At 34.6% G+C, this 21,138-nt stretch carries 13 protein-coding genes and 1 pseudogene; 2 read left to right on the forward strand and 12 right to left on the reverse strand.

Annotated features, from left to right (window positions below):
• Both ACJ5GX_RS05585 and ACJ5GX_RS05590 read right to left on the reverse strand, forming a co-directional pair.
• A partial coding sequence (locus tag ACJ5GX_RS05585) for a M16 family metallopeptidase (RefSeq protein ID WP_495292789.1) occupies window positions 1-1,086 on the reverse strand: 1,086 nt, incomplete at its 3' end.
• 1 nt (window position 1,087) lies between these two features.
• Entirely contained in the window at window positions 1,088-1,696 is a 609-nt protein-coding gene (locus ACJ5GX_RS05590; protein WP_010402419.1) for a superoxide dismutase, read from the reverse strand.
• Between the two features lie 134 nt (window positions 1,697-1,830).
• On the opposite strand from ACJ5GX_RS05590, the gene ACJ5GX_RS05595 reads away from it, so the two are divergent.
• Window positions 1,831-2,361 (forward strand): hypothetical protein, encoded by a 531-nt coding sequence (locus ACJ5GX_RS05595; RefSeq protein WP_052264790.1) that lies wholly within the window; start codon window positions 1,831-1,833, stop codon window positions 2,359-2,361.
• 484 nt (window positions 2,362-2,845) lie between these two features.
• Here ACJ5GX_RS05595 and ACJ5GX_RS05600 read toward each other — a convergent pair whose 3' ends face one another.
• From ACJ5GX_RS05600 to ACJ5GX_RS05640, 9 genes are all read right to left on the reverse strand, one after another.
• Window positions 2,846-2,992, reverse strand: coding sequence for a hypothetical protein (locus ACJ5GX_RS05600; RefSeq protein WP_164819305.1), 147 nt, complete (start codon window positions 2,990-2,992; stop codon window positions 2,846-2,848).
• An 87-nt stretch (window positions 2,993-3,079) separates the two neighbouring features.
• Window positions 3,080-3,628: a 16S rRNA (guanine(966)-N(2))-methyltransferase RsmD gene (gene rsmD, locus ACJ5GX_RS05605; RefSeq protein WP_007302024.1), complete on the reverse strand. Its 549-nt coding sequence runs from the start codon at window positions 3,626-3,628 to the stop codon at window positions 3,080-3,082.
• Between the two features lie 104 nt (window positions 3,629-3,732).
• The gene (locus tag ACJ5GX_RS05610; protein ID WP_012481862.1) at window positions 3,733-4,362 is read right to left on the reverse strand and encodes a WD_0853 family protein; all 630 of its coding nucleotides are present in this window, start codon (window positions 4,360-4,362) and stop codon (window positions 3,733-3,735) included.
• Window positions 4,346-7,597, reverse strand: coding sequence for a TrbL/VirB6 family protein (locus tag ACJ5GX_RS05615; RefSeq protein ID WP_052264799.1), 3,252 nt, complete (start codon window positions 7,595-7,597; stop codon window positions 4,346-4,348). The genes ACJ5GX_RS05610 and ACJ5GX_RS05615 overlap by 17 nt, the downstream gene beginning before the upstream one ends.
• An 81-nt stretch (window positions 7,598-7,678) precedes the next feature.
• Window positions 7,679-10,579, reverse strand: coding sequence for a TrbL/VirB6 family protein (locus ACJ5GX_RS05620; protein WP_052264800.1), 2,901 nt, complete (start codon window positions 10,577-10,579; stop codon window positions 7,679-7,681).
• Window positions 10,576-12,948 carry a TrbL/VirB6 family protein gene (locus tag ACJ5GX_RS05625; protein WP_052264801.1) on the reverse strand — a complete coding sequence of 791 codons (2,373 nt, stop codon included), beginning with the start codon at window positions 12,946-12,948 and terminating at the stop codon, window positions 10,576-10,578. Before ACJ5GX_RS05625 ends, ACJ5GX_RS05620 begins: the two co-directional genes overlap by 4 nt.
• 17 nt (window positions 12,949-12,965) lie before the next feature.
• On the reverse strand, window positions 12,966-15,542 hold the full coding sequence (locus tag ACJ5GX_RS05630) for a TrbL/VirB6 family protein (RefSeq protein ID WP_007302029.1): 2,577 nt from the start codon (window positions 15,540-15,542) through the stop codon (window positions 12,966-12,968).
• A complete protein-coding gene (locus tag ACJ5GX_RS05635) occupies window positions 15,535-17,940 on the reverse strand; it encodes a VirB4 family type IV secretion/conjugal transfer ATPase (RefSeq protein ID WP_052264802.1) in 2,406 nt (801 codons plus the stop codon). Before ACJ5GX_RS05635 ends, ACJ5GX_RS05630 begins: the two co-directional genes overlap by 8 nt.
• 9 nt (window positions 17,941-17,949) lie before the next feature.
• On the reverse strand, window positions 17,950-18,246 hold the full coding sequence (locus ACJ5GX_RS05640) for a type IV secretion system protein VirB3 (RefSeq protein WP_006015054.1): 297 nt from the start codon (window positions 18,244-18,246) through the stop codon (window positions 17,950-17,952).
• A 64-nt stretch (window positions 18,247-18,310) separates the two neighbouring features.
• On the opposite strand from ACJ5GX_RS05640, the gene ACJ5GX_RS05645 reads away from it, so the two are divergent.
• Complete coding sequence (locus ACJ5GX_RS05645; RefSeq protein ID WP_052264803.1) at window positions 18,311-19,888, forward strand: lysine--tRNA ligase; 1,578 nt, start codon at window positions 18,311-18,313, stop codon at window positions 19,886-19,888.
• Window positions 19,889-20,396: 508 nt separating this feature from the next.
• On the opposite strand, the pseudogene ACJ5GX_RS05650 reads toward ACJ5GX_RS05645, so the two are convergent.
• A pseudogene (locus ACJ5GX_RS05650) lies at window positions 20,397-21,080 on the reverse strand (ankyrin repeat domain-containing protein); the annotation flags it as partial.
• Window positions 21,081-21,138 lie beyond the last annotated feature (58 nt).

Raw genomic sequence — 21,138 nt, forward strand, 5'->3', positions numbered from 1 at the left:
GTAGTAGTGTCCTAATGTTTCAGCACGTGAGCTAACACTTTCGCGTGACATTAAAATTTGAGATTTTACTCGTTCTTTTACTCTATTTACTTCTTCTTCCTTTAAATCATCTGTAGACAATTTCTTTAGCTCTGTCGTTATGGATTTTAAAAGCTTATCTAGATTACTACTATCTGTACCAGCAAAAATCGAAAGCATTCCCGTATCAGCATAGCTAGAGTTGAATGAGTAAATGGAGTAAGCAAGACCCTGCTTTTCTCTTACTTCCTGAAACAGGCGTGATGACATGCCACTTCCCAGTATAGAATCAAGCACTTTAAATGTGTGATATTTATTATCATCACGAGAAACACTAGGTAGCCCAATTAACAAGTGCACCTGATCTAATTTACGATGCTCTCGATACTCACCACTGGTATAACCTGCATTCTCGCTTTTTTTCAGCTCTTTTGAATGAATCTTTGAGAGAAAGTCTTTGATTAATTGAACAACTTCCTCATGCTCAACATTTCCTGCAGCAGCAAATATCATATTTCCGCCAAAGTAATGCTCCTTTATGTAGTTATTCAGATCTTCTCGAGTAAAAGATTTGACAGTATCTTGCGTGCCCAGGATTGATCTACCAAATGGTTGATCTTTATAAGCTGCTTCAAAATACTTATCAAAAATGATATCGCTCGGTGAATCATTAGTTTGAAAAATCTCTTGTATTACAACACCCTTTTCGCGTTCCAATTCATCCTCTGGAAATGTAGAATTCATTAATATATCTATTAATATATCAATGCCAGTTTTTATATCTTTTTTAAGAACCTTTGCATAATAACTGGTGCTTTCTCTACCGGTGCAGGCATTGAAGGCTCCACCTATATCGTCAAAAGCTTTTGCAATTTCAAAAGCAGTTCTTGTCTTTGTTCCTTTGAAAGCCATGTGCTCTAGGAAATGAGATATTCCATTTTGACTTGCACTTTCAGCTCTACTGCCAACACCAACTCGTATATTTAAAGCTACGGAATCAACTTCATGCACTCGCTCAGTTATTATGCGCAGACCATTATCTAGTTTTGTTACTTGTGGTATATTCATCTTATATATTCTTCTTTAAATTCTCTTCTACAAAATCCCAATTGATCAAATGATCAAGAAAAACTTTTATGTAGTCAATTCTGCGATTTTGGCAATCCAAATAGTATGCATGCTCCCATACATCCATAGTAAGTAGTGGCACCTGGCCATAAATTAGCGGTAGATCCGCATTTGGAGTTTTAGTGATTTTGAGTTTTCCTTTTTCAAGCACTAACCACACCCATCCACTACCAAATTGGCTTACTCCATAATTTGAAAATTCTTCACAAAATTTGTCAAAGCCACCAATATCATCTTGAATTTTTTTTGCTAGAAGACCATCATCTTTAGGCTCACCACCACCATTTTTTTTCATTGAATTCCAATAAAAAGTGTGATTCCAAACTTGTGCTGCATTATTAAAAATAGGAACTGTATTATTATTTCCATGAACTTTCGTTACTAATTCCTCAATTTCCATATGTTGATAATCTGTGTTTTCAACCAGTTCGTTGAGTTTATTTAAATATCCCTTATGGTGCTTATCATAATGAAAATCTAATGTCTTTACAGATATATAAGGCTCTAAAGCTGCTTTATCATATGGCAACTCAGGTAAAGTAAAACTCATGCTGACCTCTTTATTTTCGATGGTATGTTAATATGTGCTTTTGCGCAACACATAATTTGTAAGATGTTTATTGCAGTTATTCTAAAATGAACTATACTGACAAGGTAATTATTTTTTATTTTTAGAGGGGTAATATGTCAAGTTCATATAGTAATTTTAAGAAATATGTTAAATTCGGAGATGTTCCTACCAAAAGCGTTCGAGGTAACGAAGTTCCACAAAATAGTTTCTATAAGTCCGTTTATTATATTAATAGTGTTATTGAGCCAGTGAAAAATGTAGCTTTTGGTAGTTTGAGGTGTCATTCTCTGACTTATCTTACTACTTATACATTAGCTAATATAGCCCTACAACCTTTATATCTAGCATTGGCGTATCTATCATATTGGCCGGCAAAAGGGTTAGCGAAAGTAACAGATGGTTGTGATCTTAAGTACAGTACAAAATCGTTGATAGATTATTCATCCATGTTGTCAGGTAAGGCACGTGTCCATAGTAGTGCATTAGCTCAGTTTGTTAACACAGTTTTGAGTTATGTTGTTAGTGCTGTTATTTGGGCTGCTGCGCTCGTTGTTACGCCACTCGTTTGGACTATTGATAAAGTAGCAAGTAAGTTTAGTGATGCAAACGCTGAAGGTGTTGGTAGTCCTTCTTTGTCAAAATAGATAGCCTACCAAGTGCATGTGAAACCATTGTATCTGTGTGGCAAAATAAAGTAGACGAGATAAAGACACCTATAGAAGCAAGAGGATGTCATGCAAGTAGCTGACACTGGCATCCCGATACAATGTTGAACACTTTTTTTTGCCTTTCGAGAGTAAGTTCTTTCAATCGAAACACTATATGTACGTTATCATCGTCAATTTCAATGCGTTGAACTAACTTTCTTATTATATCAAGTTTAGTTTCATAGTCTGCTTGATTAAGCTCTCTCAGAGGAAAAACTTTCTACACTGTTTGTGATAAAATCTAATTCTCTCTGTAGACTCTTTTCATCGATAGCTTCTTCCCTTTGATCTCTGATTCCTTTAACTCCTTTTCCATGCTCTCAACTTCTAAGTCATACTTTTCCTTCGTTATATGACCCCTTGCATATACATAAGCTAATTTTTCTATACCTTGTTCTATTTTACTTGCACGCTTTTCAAGTTAATCCTTTGCTTGCGTACTTTCATGTTTTACGAGTCTGAGCTGATATTCCTTAGTCATTGCCTCTGGTTCTTTGAGTACCATCTTCATTTCTTTCCATACTGCTTCTTCTAGTATATCAACTCGTATTGATTTGCTGTTACACACCGTATTCCCACCAAAACGAATTGATTTTTTCTTTCAGTCCTCGGAAAAATCTTACTTAGCTTAGCTATAGATGTTTACAAAAGAAATTCAAGTGAGTGAAGAAAGAAAAATTATTTTTGCAATACCGTAGGTACGCTCCACAATTATATTGAAGTTTTTATTGCACTCAAAACCTTCATTTTTCCTCATTTCTAGAATTATTAACGCATTATCATTTAACCAGCCTGAGTGAGCTAACTCGTCTAAAGTTGAGTTAACCAGATTGATATTATAAGGTGGGTCCATAAAAACTATATCGCACTTTGAAATAGGTCTTGGTAATCCGTTAGCATTGCAACAAATTAACGTGATATCGTTCGTAATTCCAAAATCTTCTGCTGTTTTTTTAGGCAGTTGCAAATTGTAATAATCTGAATCTACCATGAATGCATGTTTAGCACCTCGAGAAAGTGCTTCAAATGAAAAAGAGCCACTTCCGCAGAATAAATCAAGTACATTTAGGTTATAAATAGGTTTTCTTGAAGAAAGTATACTAAATATTGCTTCTCGGACACTACTCATAGTGGGCCGTGCAGCTAAATTCTTGCCTGTAGTTATTTTTCTTCCACGATATTTACCCGCAATAACACGTAACATATAAAACAAGTTCGAAGTTAACTAATTATTTATAATACACATTTAATGTCAACATAGCTTCAGCAGTCTAATAGAAAGAAGGTTGCTTGTGGAGGAACGCAAGATCAATCGCTTTTCTTTGATTTATTTTCTATACTGATTGCACGACCAATCTCGTCTTGTAAATCATCATGGTTGTTTTTTTCATCATGACCCATCCCTTCAATTCTACTTTCTAACTCTAACTTAATTAAAGTATTGATTTTCTCTATACTATCGAGGAAATTGTGATACTCTTCATCACTATATTCCTCACCAGATGCTTTTTTTTCTATAAATAGATTTTTGAACCCTATTAGATCAGAACTCTGATCGGCATTCAACACAATATTTCTCTCTATAAAACTAAGATCTGATAGTAACAAACTAACCTCTAATAGATCTTCACTTTCAATGTTTGCAAGATTATCAAGATCGTCTAAAATAGAGAACATCTTAAGCTCCTTCTGTGCAATTTCTTTGTCTTCTTTGTCAAATTCTGACGATAGCCCTTTATCATCTATAAGTCTCTCATTCAGAGCTTTATTTAGCTTTGAAAGACTAACATCACCTTGCTTAGTGCTATCTAGTAACAAATCTACCCTCGCTCTGCGCGCATTTAAAACATCATTGTAATCGTTTAACTTGATATTACCATCTTCGTCTTGCTGAAGACCATAATAACTTAGCCCTTTGAAATTACGATTCTTCATCATTCTCTATGTTCTCATTCCTTTCATTATCTTGACGCTCTCTATCTTCTCCGGCACGTATAGCTTCTGTAGTGTTTTTTAGGGTTTCTGGTTCCGTACCTAATTTTCGATTTGATTGATTAGGCTTATTTTCTTTTGATGATTCATCTTCTTCTGGTTCTCTCTTACGGCCGATAGTGTAATCATGAAGCTTCTCAAGAAATTCCCGTCTATATGTTTTTGCTCTATAGAGTAGATTATGCTGGTAACCATCCTTTTCTCCTGTAGCAGGGTTTCCTATAGAGTCGAGACCATGTTCCCAAGTAAACTTCATAGCATCTTCTATTGTATAGCCCAAATGTGATCCTACATATCCTTTATAATATTCTAAATATTTATCAATTCTTCTATGTGCAATATCTTCTTTATCAATTCCAAACGCCCTGTAGATTTTTTCCTCAAGCTTATCAACATCATTTTTAGGTGATGTTGCAAATTTTGTTGCTTCAATAGTAGCACCTACAAGCTTACGTGGCACATTAATAGCATATTTCAGCACACCCCCAACTCCTGGTATTCTACCTAGCAAATTAGCTGTACCTCCAGCTAATCTGTCCGGTACATGAGTAGCCCAATTACCTAAAGACTCTAGCCCTCCACCAATTTTATCTTGCATCTGTTGTTTTAATCCCTGCATTAAACCAGTCACAGGTGATGCTTGATACATACTAGATATATTGTAAACACCAAACCCACCACCGGCAATGCTTGAGCCCATCTGTTGTACAAACTCCTTCAAAGAAAACATCAAAAACGAAAGCAAGAACAATACAAAGATCTCTCCTGCGTTGATTAAATAACCTCTCTGTATGTCTTGCACCCTTTGGTAATCACTATTTTCTTTATAATTTTTGCAATCCTCACAATCTTTACATTTCTGACAGTATTCACTGTTGGGATCCTTATATAAATCATGAAGTTTCAGTATTCTACAACCTTGTTTTTTTATCGCACTCCGCACTAAAGATCTTATTTCATTAATTATTTCCCTATAACTATTGCATTTATTTATATCTTGACAGTAGCGTTTTATTATTTCACTAACATCACCTATCCTTTTCTCTATATTGTTGATCAGTAATATAATGTCAGCCCTCTCTGATGCATGAGATAAACTATTTGTTAAGCGTACTAGATCTTTTGCACTACAGCCATTACTAACTATCATATCACTTTCCGCAATATAGTGGTCTGCTGGATTATCTTTAGTTCCAGGAATTGGATTAAAGAAAGGATAATCTATATAACGAAAACCTTTATTAATGTAATCTGGTGGAAGAGGGATATATCCAGCGCCACCAGTAAACTTTACTGTACCACCTATTCTGCTTAGTTTTTCTATACCTTCTATATTCTTATCTACGTTCAATGTAGAAGCCTCTCCAATAGCATAAGGTACAAAAATTTGCCCTGGAGTCCAGCTAAAGTATTCTTTATCAATTATACAAAAACCACCAAATACCCATTTTGGAGCACATAACTTTATTTCAAGCCATTTATTATAGCACACAGTAAAGCCTAACTGTTTATAAAAGGTATTCATTATCATCGCAGCAAGTAATGACAGCAGGGTAAATATCATAATTGATTGCAAACAGAAACTAATACAGAATTTTATCCAACCCTCAAATAGACTTTTCAGTGGTGAAAATAAAATAGAGATTAGGAATAGCGGCATTATAGCTACAAGAAAAGCTATACCCATAAAACCAGAAAGGAATATTATGTAAGCATACATACACAGCAGGAAATATAAGACAATCCCTATAAAAATTGCCGGTATCATAAGGAGACTTGCCCACATTTGATAATGTAAAAATGCTGCAAACTTTTTCCAAACAGAGTAAGCAAAAAACTTATTAAACATATCCTCCATGAAGCTAAACAATTTAGCTTCATTTCCTTGAGCAACGTTTGAATTACCTCCGGTGTTCATGTTGGGAGCAAAATTAGTAATTATGCTTATCAATTGTTCAAGACCTTTAACAAATAAAACAAGAAAATGATCATAGAAAAATCTAAAACTTCCAGGAGATATAAGCACTATTACTAGAGTGATTTTCATCATTCTGATGAGCATATCATGCTTAGTTTCTCTTATCATTCCAAAAAGATAAAGAAGCGATGAAATCACTATAAATAGAACAAGCAAGGAAAGAACAAAATTGTGAAAGCTCGTACTTTTTTCAGCTATATTTTGAAATATCGCTTGTGCAGCTGCAGGATCATTGCTATCAAAATGCTTTTTACAATTTTCGTTAATCAATAATACACATTTTAGATAGTTATAAATGTAATCAAAAAATCCAAAGTTACTTGGTTTCTGCACTCCGCTCAAAAATTCAAAAGAGTAGCCACCTGCATTATCTAGATAATATCTATCTAATATCTTTACATATATTTTCCATCCTTTTTCTAACCTCACCGTATTACAACTCCTGTCCTGTAATGTGGTGTTATCTCTGTCTAAAGTAAAAAGCCCACTTCCATCTTCCGCTACGGAATTGTAACCTAGATGTACAGTAGGAGACTCAGGGTTACGCATGGATTTTAAATTTTCGTTAGGACTAGAATCGCTAGGCCTTTTAAATAAAAGATAAGCACCATGGCCGTTAGTAAACCAACATGGAGCACCACGTGATACTGTATTTGCGCTATCATCTTCATTAATGCACTTGCACTTTACAGTGCAACTTTCTTTAGGCTTACTTGAAAATTTTTGTATGCTAGGTTTATAATCATTACAAACTAAGTGAAAGTCAGGCAGACTGTTGTCACCTTTCCCTCTTTCAAATTTGGTTGCATATTTTAACTGCTCCAAACTTTCCAAACTATAACTACTTTGAGATTTCTTCTTATTACTATTGCTCCAAGATGTCCATGCACCATTTACTCGTACTACTAAACTATCTCCATTGGTTTCAAGGCCGGTATCCTTCCACTTCACTACTTGATTAGGGTGAAAACCATAATTGATTTCTCCGGTTTCAGGATCAATAGGTTCTCCACTTTCACCTTCTGGAAAAAACGCATCATGACCGATTGGAAAATGAGCACCAATTGCAATGGGTTCAGGACCAAAATAATCAGCAGATATACATCTTGGAAAAGGCATATCATTCTTACTACAACCTGTAACCAGAACACAGATTACCAAAATTAATAACCTAAACCAACATTTGCCTAAGCGTGATTGCATACCTAAACTTTTTCCAATACAGAATAAATTTCTAAAACCTTACTTCAAATATCTTTTTAATTAGTTACTCCATATATCTCATCAATCTTCCTTGACTTGTCCTTTTGTTTTATCAGAATCCTTTTGCTTATCTGGCTGGCTTAGTGTTTCAGATTTGCTCATTTCTCTGCCAGCACTCCCTTTCCCATCTGCTTGCTTTGGTGTATCAGGCAATTTAGCTTCAATTTTGCTACGATCTTTACTCATTCCCTGCTTGATGTTATGTATCATATTTTGGGTTCTATCATCAAGGCCAACAGTTGACAGCATAGCTTGTGATGCGCTCCTAGAAATATGACTAACACTTTGAGCAACTCCATAACCAGAGCTGAACAACGCCTGCGCCATAGTTTCTGATATAGAAACAAAAGCTTCCATTGCACTAGCAATGATGAGATATATAAATGCCTGGATTAGATCTATAGGTAATGCTGCAAAGTGCCCACCAGCCCTTTCTCCAGTACTGAGCGCAACATCAACACTAGTACCAGGACTATACCCAAGAGGTAATATTGATTTCATAAGACACAGATCATACGATAAAAAATTTACACTAATTAAGCATTGATAGCATGCAGAAAAATTTGTGAGGTTGTATAGAACTGAATACATTAACTGGTTTAAAAGAGACAAGGATGAAAATAAAATGACTGGTTGCAATGAAACATGAGCCAGCGTTTTTATCCAATTATCAAATAATGTTTTAGTTTGTTGAAATAGAATAAATACGATAAATAAAGGTGCCAATGACAATAAAAATGCCACTAAAACAGTAGATATTACATACTTAAACGTAGCACTAATAATGCATCTTAAAAACACAAAAGTAGCATAAAGTATTGCTAAAAATGCAATAAAGCCAAAAGGTCCTGATAGCATTAAAGATAAAAATTTCAGCCATGTTTCTCCTGTAAATAATACTCCGGCTGTTAAATCTAAGAATGCAAATTTTTTACCTCCTTCTCCTATATAGCCAGAAAAACTATCAACTAAATAAATGCTACCCTCAACAAAAAGCCCAGACAAAGTTGTACCAAAGAATTCCCAACTTCTATCACTAAAAGCAAAAGCTATAAATGCTATTTTGAATATTCTTATAATAAAATCGAATTTACTTAATTGTATTGTTCCAAGCATATAGCCAACAACAGTAAATATAACGTATAGAATAAGCAAAGCTCTTATTCCTTGTAGAAGCCCCTTTCTATATCCTTCATATGGAATTTTAATTCCGTCTTCACTCCCGTCTGTTATGAAATCAAAAATCTTGTTTACAGTTGATGAAATAAAATCGTTTATTTTTCTTTTTAAAAATAAATTTACTGTGTATTTGTTATCTTCATAATATTTGCTATCTTTGTCCGTAATATCATCTTTCTCTACGTTTTCTACATTAATACCAAAATATATTTTCTTAGACTCTTCATTTACCAAATGACTTCCATCTATTATGTAATAGTCTACATTATCCTCTGTTATTTTATCCAACCTCTTTACTTTTTTGAAATCATTAGTCTTTCGAGCAGATGGATCCCTTGGCGGATTATCACCTAAGTACACATACAATTTTTTACCACCATCAAAGTTACATGATCTAGTTACTTCAACATGATATCCACCTCTATGAAGTTGGTAGTTGCCATTACTTGCTATAGCAAGCATCACACTACTACCAGGTGTTATACCTTTTATTTTATAATCATGATTTAATCTCAGAGAGTAATCTTCAAATTTATAATTAATCTGTGAACATACATTATCTCCTTTCGCACCTTTCTCATTTGGAAAACATTGAATACCTTTAGCAGTATCCTGATCATCAAAATCGCCAATTTTTGCAACAAGAGCTTCGGCCCAAGAAATATCTCCTCTGTCCTCTTTGAAGTTTAATTTAGAATTTGATATTAAATTAATGTCAATCTGCTTAGAATCCCTCTTATTTTCTTCAATCTTTTTTAGTTCATCCTCAATACGTTTAAGGTGAGAATACATGTCACATGTATTTCCTTTATCATACTTCTCATACCTTATAGAAGAGACGCAATTCTCCCCTATACCTTTTGCGTTGTAACATATATTCTGATAGTAACAATTAAGTTCATAAGAACTGTATTTGTTCAGCTCATTAAAATCACACCTTTTCCCATTACATAATTCATTCAGTCCTATTTTAGTTCGTCGTAGATCTAACAACGCACCATTTATCCATGAATTTTGAATATAATCCTTATTAAAATGTACCTTATTATCATATGGAGTGTAGCCATTGCCAACTAGCACTCTTCTTTTATTCATTTCTTCTTTATTCAGCGGCGGAAATTCTACTACAGTTCTTTTACCACTTTCTCCACAAAAGAACTTTCCTCCGTTTAGCATGTCTCTTATTGTAGCTCTATCTTTTTCATCCCCTTTTTCAGTTCTATAGCAATTATCATCAAAACTGATACCTTTTCCTTGTGGATTGTCATAATCAATCGTTATCTCTCTGGGAACTAAGCTAAAGCTTAACTTATCACCAGGATTTGCTTTAATTCCAGTATCTACATAACGTCTATTGCTATAGAATTCATTATTTCCAAAGCCTATATCCCCACATATTTCTCGTTCATCAAGACTAGCATTATCAGTTAACTTATTACTGTAATTTGGTATTAAATCATTAGCACAAAATACAGCGGGCACAAGTACTCTCTTTGGATTTTTCCCTTCTTTAAGAGGACAAAAATTTACTGACCCACCAAGAGTAAATTTGATTTTCTCATCCTTGCTAATTACTTGACCAGAATCAACCCAATGAATTTTAACTCCTTCGCCAGCTTCACGAACTGGAACATCTATACTGACACTAGTATTTCTGCTCTGCAGCCCAGGTTCAACACAATCCATTGTGCAGCCAGTAATTACAAGACATAGTATCAATAATAATGATTTTCTGCTCATCATTGATTTCCTGTGTTTGTCGGTATTTTAGGTGCTGATCTTTGAGCTGATTGTGGTATTTGAGGTCTTCGACTTGGTGTACCAGATTGCTGACCTGCTCTTCTTTGGATACTTTGTTCATCTAAACCTACTGTTCCCATTAAGCTTTGCTGATATTGCCTTCCTGGTTCGCTTGCCACATAAACACCAAACAACGAATCAGATATTGTTGAAGATGCCTCAACTAAAGCTTTCATAGCATGTCCCAAAATCACAAAAGCCATCATAGCGGTGATATTAGGTGCATGTTTGGAAGCATAACCATAAATAATACAAGGATTAAAAATCTTTAAGTTAAGATTAAGTATACATGTAGGACAGACCTCAAAATTAAAGACCGAATACACAATATAATCCATAACCTGGCTTATTAATGATATAAAAATTAAAAGCACTACCGGATGAATTGCAAATCTTGCTAAATTTTTGACCCAATTGTGAAACATCTGTCTAGTATATCCAAATAGAAGGCAAATAATAAAAAGAGGCGCCAAGGAAAGCAATAATGCAACTATTGCTATAGATGTGATAAAAGAAAATAAGGCGTTAAACATCGATAAGCTCACTGTTATCAAACCCCAAATCACCAAGCAAAACGATACAATACCCAAAGGACCGGAGAATATAAGAGATACTATTAGTAACACTGAGTGTGCTGATAAAAACCTATTGAGCGGTAAATCAAGAAATTCAAAAACATTTGATGTTGTACCTCTGAAATTTGCTATTTCTATTAACTGTTTTGGAGCATTAACAAAAATAGAAAATGCATTGTTATAAAAAAAACTCCAACTGTTATCGTTCAGCAATTGGGTAATAACTCCTATCTTTACACATATAATTAAAAATTCATATATAGAAGCATGAGACAATCCAAAAAAGTAATAAAGGGTGTATAAAACTATATATAATACTAATAACGACACTATTGTAGATCTGATGGTATTTGTTCTATTTGATGCTACAAAACTTTGATAAAGAGACTTCACAGGGCTAGTATCAGAGTGAATCGCGTTAGTGTCTTTGTAGCTAGAACCGAAAAATGCAGTTTTTACTTTTTCATCAAAAAAATTATATATCGCACTAAAAGTTCTTACAGGTGGCTCTTTAGTTGTAAGATTAATACTAAACTGACCCTCATTTTTCTTATAATCACAGCCATGATCTCTTATTCCGTAATATATAGTGCCACTCTTGTCTTTTAGCTTTTCTTTTAATCTTTCCATATACTCAGTATTATGAACTTCACTGATATCCACAGGTATATCCCCCAGAATTTCACCAGGATTGTGCTCAGGAAACTTATCAGAAACATGTATATATAAGTTGTTTTTTAGACTATGGTTCTTCGTTACTCTTATATTGAAACCACCCTTGCCCTTACCATCACCTAAACTAAAAGTTAACTCTGGTTTTGGATGGTTACGATCTATCTTATGATCACAGTTAATACATATACCGCCTCCTGGAATGTGTTCAAATTCCTCATTATCCATGTGAACACGTAATAGTGTAATGTCAGTTTTTACCCGTTTTTCCTTTAATACGTTATCAATAATTTCAGCAATAACAGATTCACCTCTAGAATTTAAAGTATTGAATATCTCACCTTCTATACTATTGTATTCAATATATACGCAACCTTTTTCTCCGCTGCCGAAAGAAAATTTACATATACGTCCACAGAGTAAATTTAAAATGCGCGTATCTATCTTACTTGCACTGCTCTCTGAAAGCTTGCTACAGTCTACATTTTCCCCTTGCTGTTTTATAGAGTCGATGACATTTCTAATTTCCTCTCTTTCACTTTGATCTAATTCTGAAGACCAGTACTCTTTTCCATTTAACCATTGTGCATTGCCTATTTCATATTTATTAGGACATATTTCACCTTGACACTTCTCTTGATTTAAAACATGTGAAAAATACTCCTTTTCCCCTTCACTGCAATTTTCGTCAATTTTTTTGCAGGTGACCATGCCATTATTGTTTTTACACATTTTACTTCCAACAACACTAAAGCTTATCGCATCGCCAGCTTTAAGCGCAAACGGTAATGTAACGTTTCTTACTCCAGGTTCAATTGCAAAATCTTTATATTGCGAACAAAAATTAACCTTATTAGGTACTATATTAATCTCTGTTACTTTTATTTTATCCGAAATATAGACTCCAGAATCAACCCATTTCTGCTCTGTTGACACTATATCCAATTTCTCACGCAAGCCTGATGAATCTTCTGGCTTAATACACCCGCACCCAGATAATAAAAAGAGTATCACAAAACTTATGCATAGCTTAACCAAATTTTGGTTGCTCAAATGTTCAAACATCTGTTACTCACCTGCGCTCACTCTCCACCTGATTTTATAGATTCACTAGAGGAAGATCCCGATCCCTTATTATCATCTCCACCTCCTCCAATAGCCCCTCTTGCCTTATTTACAGCCGCAGCAGCAACTTGACCAGCACCTCCAGCAGCAGCTTTGGCAGCAGATAAAGCTTTATTCACCATTTGTGCAGGAGTGCTACCTGAACCAAGTGCTGCTCTGTGATTACCAGCAAGCTCAGCAGCCATGCCGGGAAGAACGTTTAAAAAGTGGTAAAAGAGGAATAATACTAAACACAATTTTAATAATTCTCCGATTAGAGAGCTGCCAAACTCCATGTATCTAAAGTCGAATAGACCAAGTATGCTGCTCTTTTTAAAGCTATAATTTTGCATCATACATGCGAGAGTAGTTTCATTTTTATCACATTCCCCATCTTTCAATTTAAACCACTGTTTTTTCTTACTATATGAGATTTCTGCTTGTTTCTTTTCATATGACTTGTCTGGTTGTTCATTTTTATATGACTCGTCCAGTTTAAAATTTAAATTTTTAAAATAGATTTTATCACATGCTATGAACATAAAAGATAGAAATGCAAAGAGGATAACTGGGTATAAACTGTAGGTAATTAACTCTTTTAGCCAACCATCAAAATATCCTTTAGTATGTTGAAACAAAACCATAGGAATGAATAAAGGCGATAAGATGATAATTACACTAAGCGCAACTAAAGATAAGATAAATACATAGCACATCCATAAAATAACCATCATCATCAAAATGGCCATAAATATACAGACAAGAGCTACTAAAATTTGTCCACCAGCGAAAATAATACCAATCACCGAACCTGCAACTAACAAGACAGGAGCAGCGCCAAGCAAGACCGCTAACGTTGCAACACCTCCAGTACCAATTTTGCCACCAATTCCATCTAAAGGGGCACCTAAATAAAATAAAATTCTGCAATCAAGCCTATCCCAAGGTGCAAGATAACTGTAGGATACCTTCTGCCCTGCACGATCGTATTCATAATCTTTACCTGCCTCATAATTACATATATTTTTACTCTCAGATGAAGCTTTAAGCACTATTTCTGATAAGCCGTTCGAAAGTTTTGTTAATTCCCCGTAATAATGAGACATAGTGCTACCTGTCGTAAAGTAAATCACTAAAGCGAATTTAATGATCAACATGTACATTTCTTGCGGACTACGCACTCCACCAGACATAACTTTTATAGAGAACAATATCAAAGCTAAAATTAAGATAGCAGTAACAGTGTTCTTCAGTCTTTTTTGTGCTACAGACAAAAAACTACCCTTAGCATGTCCATTTTTGTCTGTAAGTAAGTTACCACTTGAATCAATACCTGCCACTAAATTATCTAACGACTCCTTAATACATTGCACTATCATAGAAGTTATAGGAATAGGAGATAATGACTTACTTCCCGCTTGATTGTAGCAAGCTTCAGAGACATACTGGCTAAAACAACTGGCATTATTATAACCTACAAAAATTTTTCCCTCTCCTTTCTTTTCCCTTATAATAGTTTTGTAATCTTTGTCCTTATTTTTAGAATCATTAAGATCTTCCTCATATTCACCTGTACCATCTTTATTTTTGAATATCATCACAGATTTTTCACACATAGGAGCAAGTGGGTCAGGTGGCAATTCTGTGCATCCCATATCAACCCCTTGCGGCCAAGGAGTCATTTTGATACCAAGCATTCTCACACTTGCCAGCTCCACACACAATCTGTCCATTTTTTTTACTGCCTTGAATGTTGACCCATGTATGGTTTCGCTTTGTCCTGCTTTAAGAACTTTACATTCCAGATCACCATCAACTTTTGGAGACCATGACCCACCTTCATATCCAGTGTCCTTCTCTCTAACATCAAAGTCTGCTTTTATTGATGTATCTAACCAAAACAATCTGCTAAATGTTAAAGGATTTCTATGGCATACTTCTATATATTCACTGTATTGCACACCGTTTTTTGGCCAGTAATAACCACCAGTATTTTGGTCAGGTATGGAGTTTAAAATGCCCTTCTCTATTTTTCTACCTACTTCTATTGATCCATTTGCCCCATCAAAACATTTAAAATATTCATCTTCCTTTTGATAATTCTTATTTGTGCAATCTGAATATTTTGAGTATTCTGATTTTGAGAATTCGAAATCTTTATACTTTCCATCATGATCACGTGCAACTGGGTGTTTAACAAAACTATGCTCACAAACAACAAGTCCTCCTATCGCCTTCCAAACCCCAACAATTGCAGCTATCATTCCAACGATAACAAGAGCAGTAAATAAACCAGCAGAAGAGACAATCAAAACAATACCAGTAAATATTGCACCAATAGCAATTGCTATCCCAGCAACTGCTGCAGCTGTTTCAAACGCCTTACAGTCAGGATTAGAAGCACGACTAAAGCTGCCAGTAGAATTAAATCTGCTAACAAATTCCGTTTTGTCAGTACCACTTACTGTATCTGCAAACACTGGATACGAGAGCAAAAAATCTATATTTAACAAAAATATCGCAACTAACAGTAATGACAGTTTAGTTTTAAACATTTTTCACCTTTTGATAAAACACAGGCAACCACATCTTTGGATCATCTCCGACTTCTTTCAGTATATCATATAACAATAGAACACTTTCCGCACGTCCAGATAACACGTTGACCACATCATCCAAATCTTTCAGATCTATTCTAGCTACTACAGCATTAACTCCCTGCTTTACTAAAAAGAATCTAGTACTTGGATCTGTGTGTTTGATCAGTATGTACTCACGTTCAGTTAACATAAAAACATCTCGATAGACACTAGTAGCTTTCAGATTTGGCAAAAAAATTTGTGTTGCTGTCTGCTGTACAAGCGTATCACTAATAGCACTTTTACTTGCATCTTCAACACTCTGAGTAGCAAAAACCACAAAAGCATTTAACTTTCTCAGCACTTTCAACCAGTCTTTTATCTTAGGTGCAAAAACTGGATTATCTATTAACGCCCATGCTTCATCAAGAACAATAATGGATGGAGTGCCATCAAGCGATATACTAATCCTATGAAACAAATAAATCAAGACCGGCCCAAGAGCAACAGGATCTTTTAGCAAGCTAGCCATTTCAAAGCCAAACACTCTTGCTTTTGAAAAATCTAGCAAATCTTCTTTATTGTCAAATATTGCAGAATGAGAGCCATCATCATGCCACATAGATATTGCTCCAGCTAGAGTATCAGGGCCCGCAAGTCCTAAAAATGGTACAAGATTTCTCAAAAATCTGTCTTCTTTTTTTAATTTAAAATTTCCCTCAATTGCATCATTAATTCTAGCAATATCTTCTGAAGTGAATTTATCGTTGTACACTAAAATTAAAGATTTTATCCATTCCATCAAAAATGTTTTATTATCAGGAGTATCGTCAAGTTGCAGAGGATTAAAATTTGTCTTAGTTCTTGGTTCTATTATAGTATAGATACCACCAAGTGCTCTTAAAAAAATTTCTGCACCGCGATCTTTATCAAAAAAGAATATTCTTGGAGAAAATTTCATTGCTTGAGCACATAAAAAATTCATTAAAACAGTTTTGCCAGCACCTGTTGGCCCAATTATCATAGTATGTCCAACATCCCTTATATGAAAGTTGAAGAAAAATGGAGTGCCAGATGTTGTATCAAAAACTGTAACAGCATCTCCCCAGTGGTTATTGAATTTTTTACCAGTAGGATAATTATGTTGAGATGCAAAACCGGCCAAATTAAGACTACTTATTGTACCTTTTCTTACTATATAATCAAAATTACCAGGAATTTGCGCCCAAAATGCTGGTTCTAGATTAACCCTCTCACGAACAGGATAAACACCACAATTAGAAAGCTCCGATTCAACCAATGATAAAGCATTGTCCAATGATTTAGGGCTTTTTTCTATACATAAGATAGTTAAATGGTGTTCACCAAACGCAATTTTACCACTCATTGCATCATCAAGCGCATGAGAAATTTCTGCTATTTGAGAAATAGCTTTATCTGCAGATTGTATCATACGATTTTGCTGTATCTGCATTTTCGCAATTGCCATTTGCCTATTTGTAAATTGAAAAGACTGCGTGATAATAAATTCATAAGGAAGTTGTAAAAAAGAATCAAGCATTCCTGCGGAAGTATTATTTCCATATTCTTTGATACTAACTATTCCAGCATATTTACTTTCATTATGAGTCACAACCTGTATCATCTTATGGCCAAAAAATAACCTATGAACTGGTAAGTATCTTGATATTTCAGTTTTTAGTGGAAAAAGCGTATTTGTAACAAAGCCACAATTTACAATTCTAGACAGAAACTCCATTATTTCACAAAACAGTCCGTTTGGAGTTTCTTTTACTCCAAGGACTTTAGGCGAATAATTCCTAAGGCTTGTTACTATACGATTTGTCGTTTCTTCTAAATCTTCATAGGTATCACGCATATCACTTTCCCAAGCATGTTTTGAAGTTACATGCCCAAATTTTTTCAGTAGATGTGATAAAAATTCTACTCCCTTTGTATCTGCCCTACGAATAATCGTAATGTATAAATCATTAATAAAAGATTGCCTAGTTGCGTGTTTTTCTCTCCATTTTAGATTTACATGGTTAGCAAAAAAATTTGGTAAACTCTGGTTTGCAAATTCATCAGAAAAGATATTCTTCTTACGCCTGATGGTATGAAAGTACAAACTAAATGCTGGAGATGAAATGCTTCTTAGCATCTGATTTCTGATATTATTTTGTATCACCAAGTCTTCATCATCGGCCGTTTCAAACGCAAAGCCATTTAATTTTATAAATTTAACTAACCAATTCTGCTTTGTTATCAAGGTTGTACTATTCCAATAGCAAGAATAAGGTATAAATTCGGCAGCGTGAACCTCTCTACTTAGAATAGATTTATTCTTTGATTGAATAGCTCTAAATCTCAACATTGCATAACATCAAGTAATGTCATAAGAATTGGCTCCATGATAAAACCGATTTAAACATTTGGAACATTTTCCCAACTTTACCATAAATAACTCAATAAACAACGGTTCCTTTGCAGAAGCTATATAGCCAAGTCCATGTATACCTGGTAACATCAGGAGAATTACTCTAAGATCATTTGTATTAATGAAAATTAGCATGCAAATTAGAACGTTTAATATTGCAAACATATAACTCACACCAAAGAGCATTGCAGGTCTTGTAAGACCTTTAAATAATTGATTCGTTTGTATGCTGCCAGTAGACATATCTTTAACCTTCTAATAAGAGCTCTAACACTAATACTACATCATTAATTAAAAATCTATTGAAATGAATAGCACTTTAGGTAAGATAATTAATTTAAATTCAATGATTATAAGCTGGCCATTTCAAGAAGCAGAAAAAATACTACAAGAATTCCCTAATAAAAAAGAGATAATATTTGAGACTGGTTATGGTCCATCGGGTTTACCACATATTGGTACTTTTGGGGAAGTTTTTCGTACCACAGTTATTGCAAACGCTCTAAAAAAAATAGCTCCTAGTATAAAAACCAAAATCATTGCAGTTTCCGACGATATGGATGGTTTGCGAAAAATACCAGATAATGTACCAAATCAGGAAATGCTAAGAGAGAATCTGAACAAGCCATTAACCATGATACCTGACCCATTTGGCACTCATGAGAGTTATGGTCATCACATGAATTCGTTGTTGTGTAAATTTCTTGATTTGTTTGGATTTGAATACGAATTTAGGAGTGCAACAGAGTGTTATAAATCTGGCGTTTACGATGAAAAACTTTTACTCCTGCTGAAAAATTATGATAAAGTGATGGACGTAATGCTTCCATCATTTCGGGAAGAAAGGCAGCAAACCTATAGTCCATTCTTGCCGATATGCCCAAAAACTTCCCAAGTTTTACAAGTTCCAGTAATTGAAACAAATACAGATAAAGGAACAATCACGTATGAAGACCCAAACGGGGAAAAAATAGAAGTTCCAGTGACAAAAGGAAAATGTAAACTGCAATGGAAACCTGATTGGGGGATGAGGTGGGCTGCATTTGGAGTCAATTATGAAGCTCATGGAAAAGATTTAACACCATCTGCTGTGCTTTCAAGTCAAATATGTAAAATACTTGGAGAAAAGCCACCGCTTTTGTTTTGCTATGAGTTATTTCTTGATAAAGAAGGAAAGAAGATATCAAAATCAAAAGGAAATGGTATTTCAATTGAGGAGTGGCTAACTTATGCACCCACAGAGAGTTTAGCATTATACATCTTTCAGAGTCCTAAAAAAGCTAAACGTTTATATTTTGATGTGATACCAAAATCAACTGATGAATATTTGGAATTTGTTAAGCGTTATAATGAAAGTAAAGAAAAGGATGTAAACAGTCCTGTATGGCACATCCACCAGGGTAAAGTTCCAAACGTAGAAACTTCAGGCATAAATTTTTCGTTACTTTTAAACCTGGCAGCAGCTTGTAATGCTGAAAACAAAGAGATTCTTTGGGGTTTTATATCAACTTATGCACCAAACGTTACACCAGAAAGCAACAAAATGCTAGATAGGCTTTCAGATTTTGCAGTTAGGTATTACCATGACTTTATCAAGCCAACAAAAGCATATAAAGCTCCAAATGAAAAAGAGAAAGAAGCGTTACTAGATTTAAAGAACAACCTACATTCCCTGCCTATTACAGCCACTGCTGAAGAGATTCAATCTCAGGTTTTCTCCATCGGAAAAAAACATAATTACAATAACTTACGCGATTGGTTTCAGTTGCTATATGAAACGCTGCTTGGCCAAAAAACCGGCCCTAGAATGGGATCTTTTATCAAGCTTTATGGAATAGATAATACAATCTCTCTTATAGAAAGTGCTACTGAACGTACACTTTAGAGTTTACCTTCTTTCATTTGAGCCCTCTAGTTTTATTACTTGACAAACCTTCCCACTTTCCTTATTATACCAATAAAGGTATTTATCCTTGTTTTTTGGGCTCAACGACAAAATTCAGGTGTTTATTGGCAAATTACATAAAATTATAGCAGCTTTTTTTATTTTTTCTACATTCAGCCAAATCGCGCTTGTTAGCACATTATCAATTTACATTATTAAAACTCGCTATACGGGGATTCTTTTGTCTTTTTTTATTTAGTAAATTTCTTAATATTTACAACTAAAGTAATTTTAGAGAGCCAGCGCGTGACCAACCTGGTCAGTTTTCTGAATCCCAGTATTGGAATAACAAGAAAGAGGGCGCTGGGATGACACCATTTGCTGTCTTCAAAATGAGTGTTAATACACCTAGGATGTTTAAACCTTAATTCTGTTTTGGTGTTAAGCAAGGTATCTAGATACCTTGCTAAATAAAAAATTGGAAAAAAAGGAAGAAGAGACTTCTTCCTTAAATAGCGAAAAAACTTTTTACATTATTTATAAAATCTTTTAATGGTGCCAGTAAGCTTGTTTCAGGATTTTCTAGACTACAATTAGGCTTACTATCGTCCACTGCACTATTCTGACTAAGATTTGATATTTTTTTTGCAATAGCCTCCTTTAACTCATCACAAGGCTTCAACACTTCATATATAATGCCACCAGCAACAAGTCCTGTGAGTACAGCAGCAGCCACAGCTATCCCAGCCATAGCACCTACTGATAATGACACACCAATAAAATATGCAGAAGTAACTATTATCGCAGCTACAACAGATGCAATAACAAATATACCAACACCCAAGATTATTGCTAGCATAATTGCGTTTTCAGTAAGTTCTTTATCTAGAGTTTTGTTATCAAGATTATCTAATAAAGGATCAGCACCTGCTTTTAATAGAGCTCTTACTATCTTTTTATGATGTTCCCGAGCAGCAACGGACAAAGGAGTGTGTCCACATTTATTTGGAAGATTAATACTAGGGTTCTTATCTAATATAGCATTTACTATCTCAATTTTGCCTTTCTCAGCAGCAAGATGTAAAGGAGCGCTTTTACTTTTATCTTGCAAATTAACACTAGCCCCCTTATTTAATAGAGCTTTTACTATTTTTTCGTCACCTTTTTCAATAGCCAAATGTAAAGGAGTTTTTTCATAGTTAGTGTATTGGAGTTAAAATGAGATTTATTAAAAAGCTAAGTTTTATGCT

This window comes from Wolbachia endosymbiont of Tuta absoluta, assembly GCF_059414725.1.

Excerpts from the sequence above, each read along its gene's own strand:
- ACJ5GX_RS05590 (WP_010402419.1), bottom strand. The coding sequence starts at position 1,696 with ATGAGTTTTACTTTACCTGAGTTGCCATATGATAAAGCAGCTTTAGAG.
- ACJ5GX_RS05595 (WP_052264790.1), top strand. The coding sequence starts at position 1,831 with ATGTCAAGTTCATATAGTAATTTTAAGAAATATGTTAAATTCGGAGAT.
- rsmD (WP_007302024.1), bottom strand. The coding sequence starts at position 3,628 with ATGTTACGTGTTATTGCGGGTAAATATCGTGGAAGAAAAATAACTACA.
- ACJ5GX_RS05610 (WP_012481862.1), bottom strand. The coding sequence starts at position 4,362 with ATGATGAAGAATCGTAATTTCAAAGGGCTAAGTTATTATGGTCTTCAG.
- ACJ5GX_RS05615 (WP_052264799.1), bottom strand. The coding sequence starts at position 7,597 with ATGCAATCACGCTTAGGCAAATGTTGGTTTAGGTTATTAATTTTGGTA.
- ACJ5GX_RS05620 (WP_052264800.1), bottom strand. The coding sequence starts at position 10,579 with ATGATGAGCAGAAAATCATTATTATTGATACTATGTCTTGTAATTACT.
- ACJ5GX_RS05625 (WP_052264801.1), bottom strand. The coding sequence starts at position 12,948 with ATGTTTGAACATTTGAGCAACCAAAATTTGGTTAAGCTATGCATAAGT.
- ACJ5GX_RS05630 (WP_007302029.1), bottom strand. The coding sequence starts at position 15,542 with ATGTTTAAAACTAAACTGTCATTACTGTTAGTTGCGATATTTTTGTTA.
- ACJ5GX_RS05635 (WP_052264802.1), bottom strand. The coding sequence starts at position 17,940 with ATGTTGAGATTTAGAGCTATTCAATCAAAGAATAAATCTATTCTAAGT.
- ACJ5GX_RS05640 (WP_006015054.1), bottom strand. The coding sequence starts at position 18,246 with ATGTCTACTGGCAGCATACAAACGAATCAATTATTTAAAGGTCTTACA.
- ACJ5GX_RS05645 (WP_052264803.1), top strand. The coding sequence starts at position 18,311 with ATGAATAGCACTTTAGGTAAGATAATTAATTTAAATTCAATGATTATA.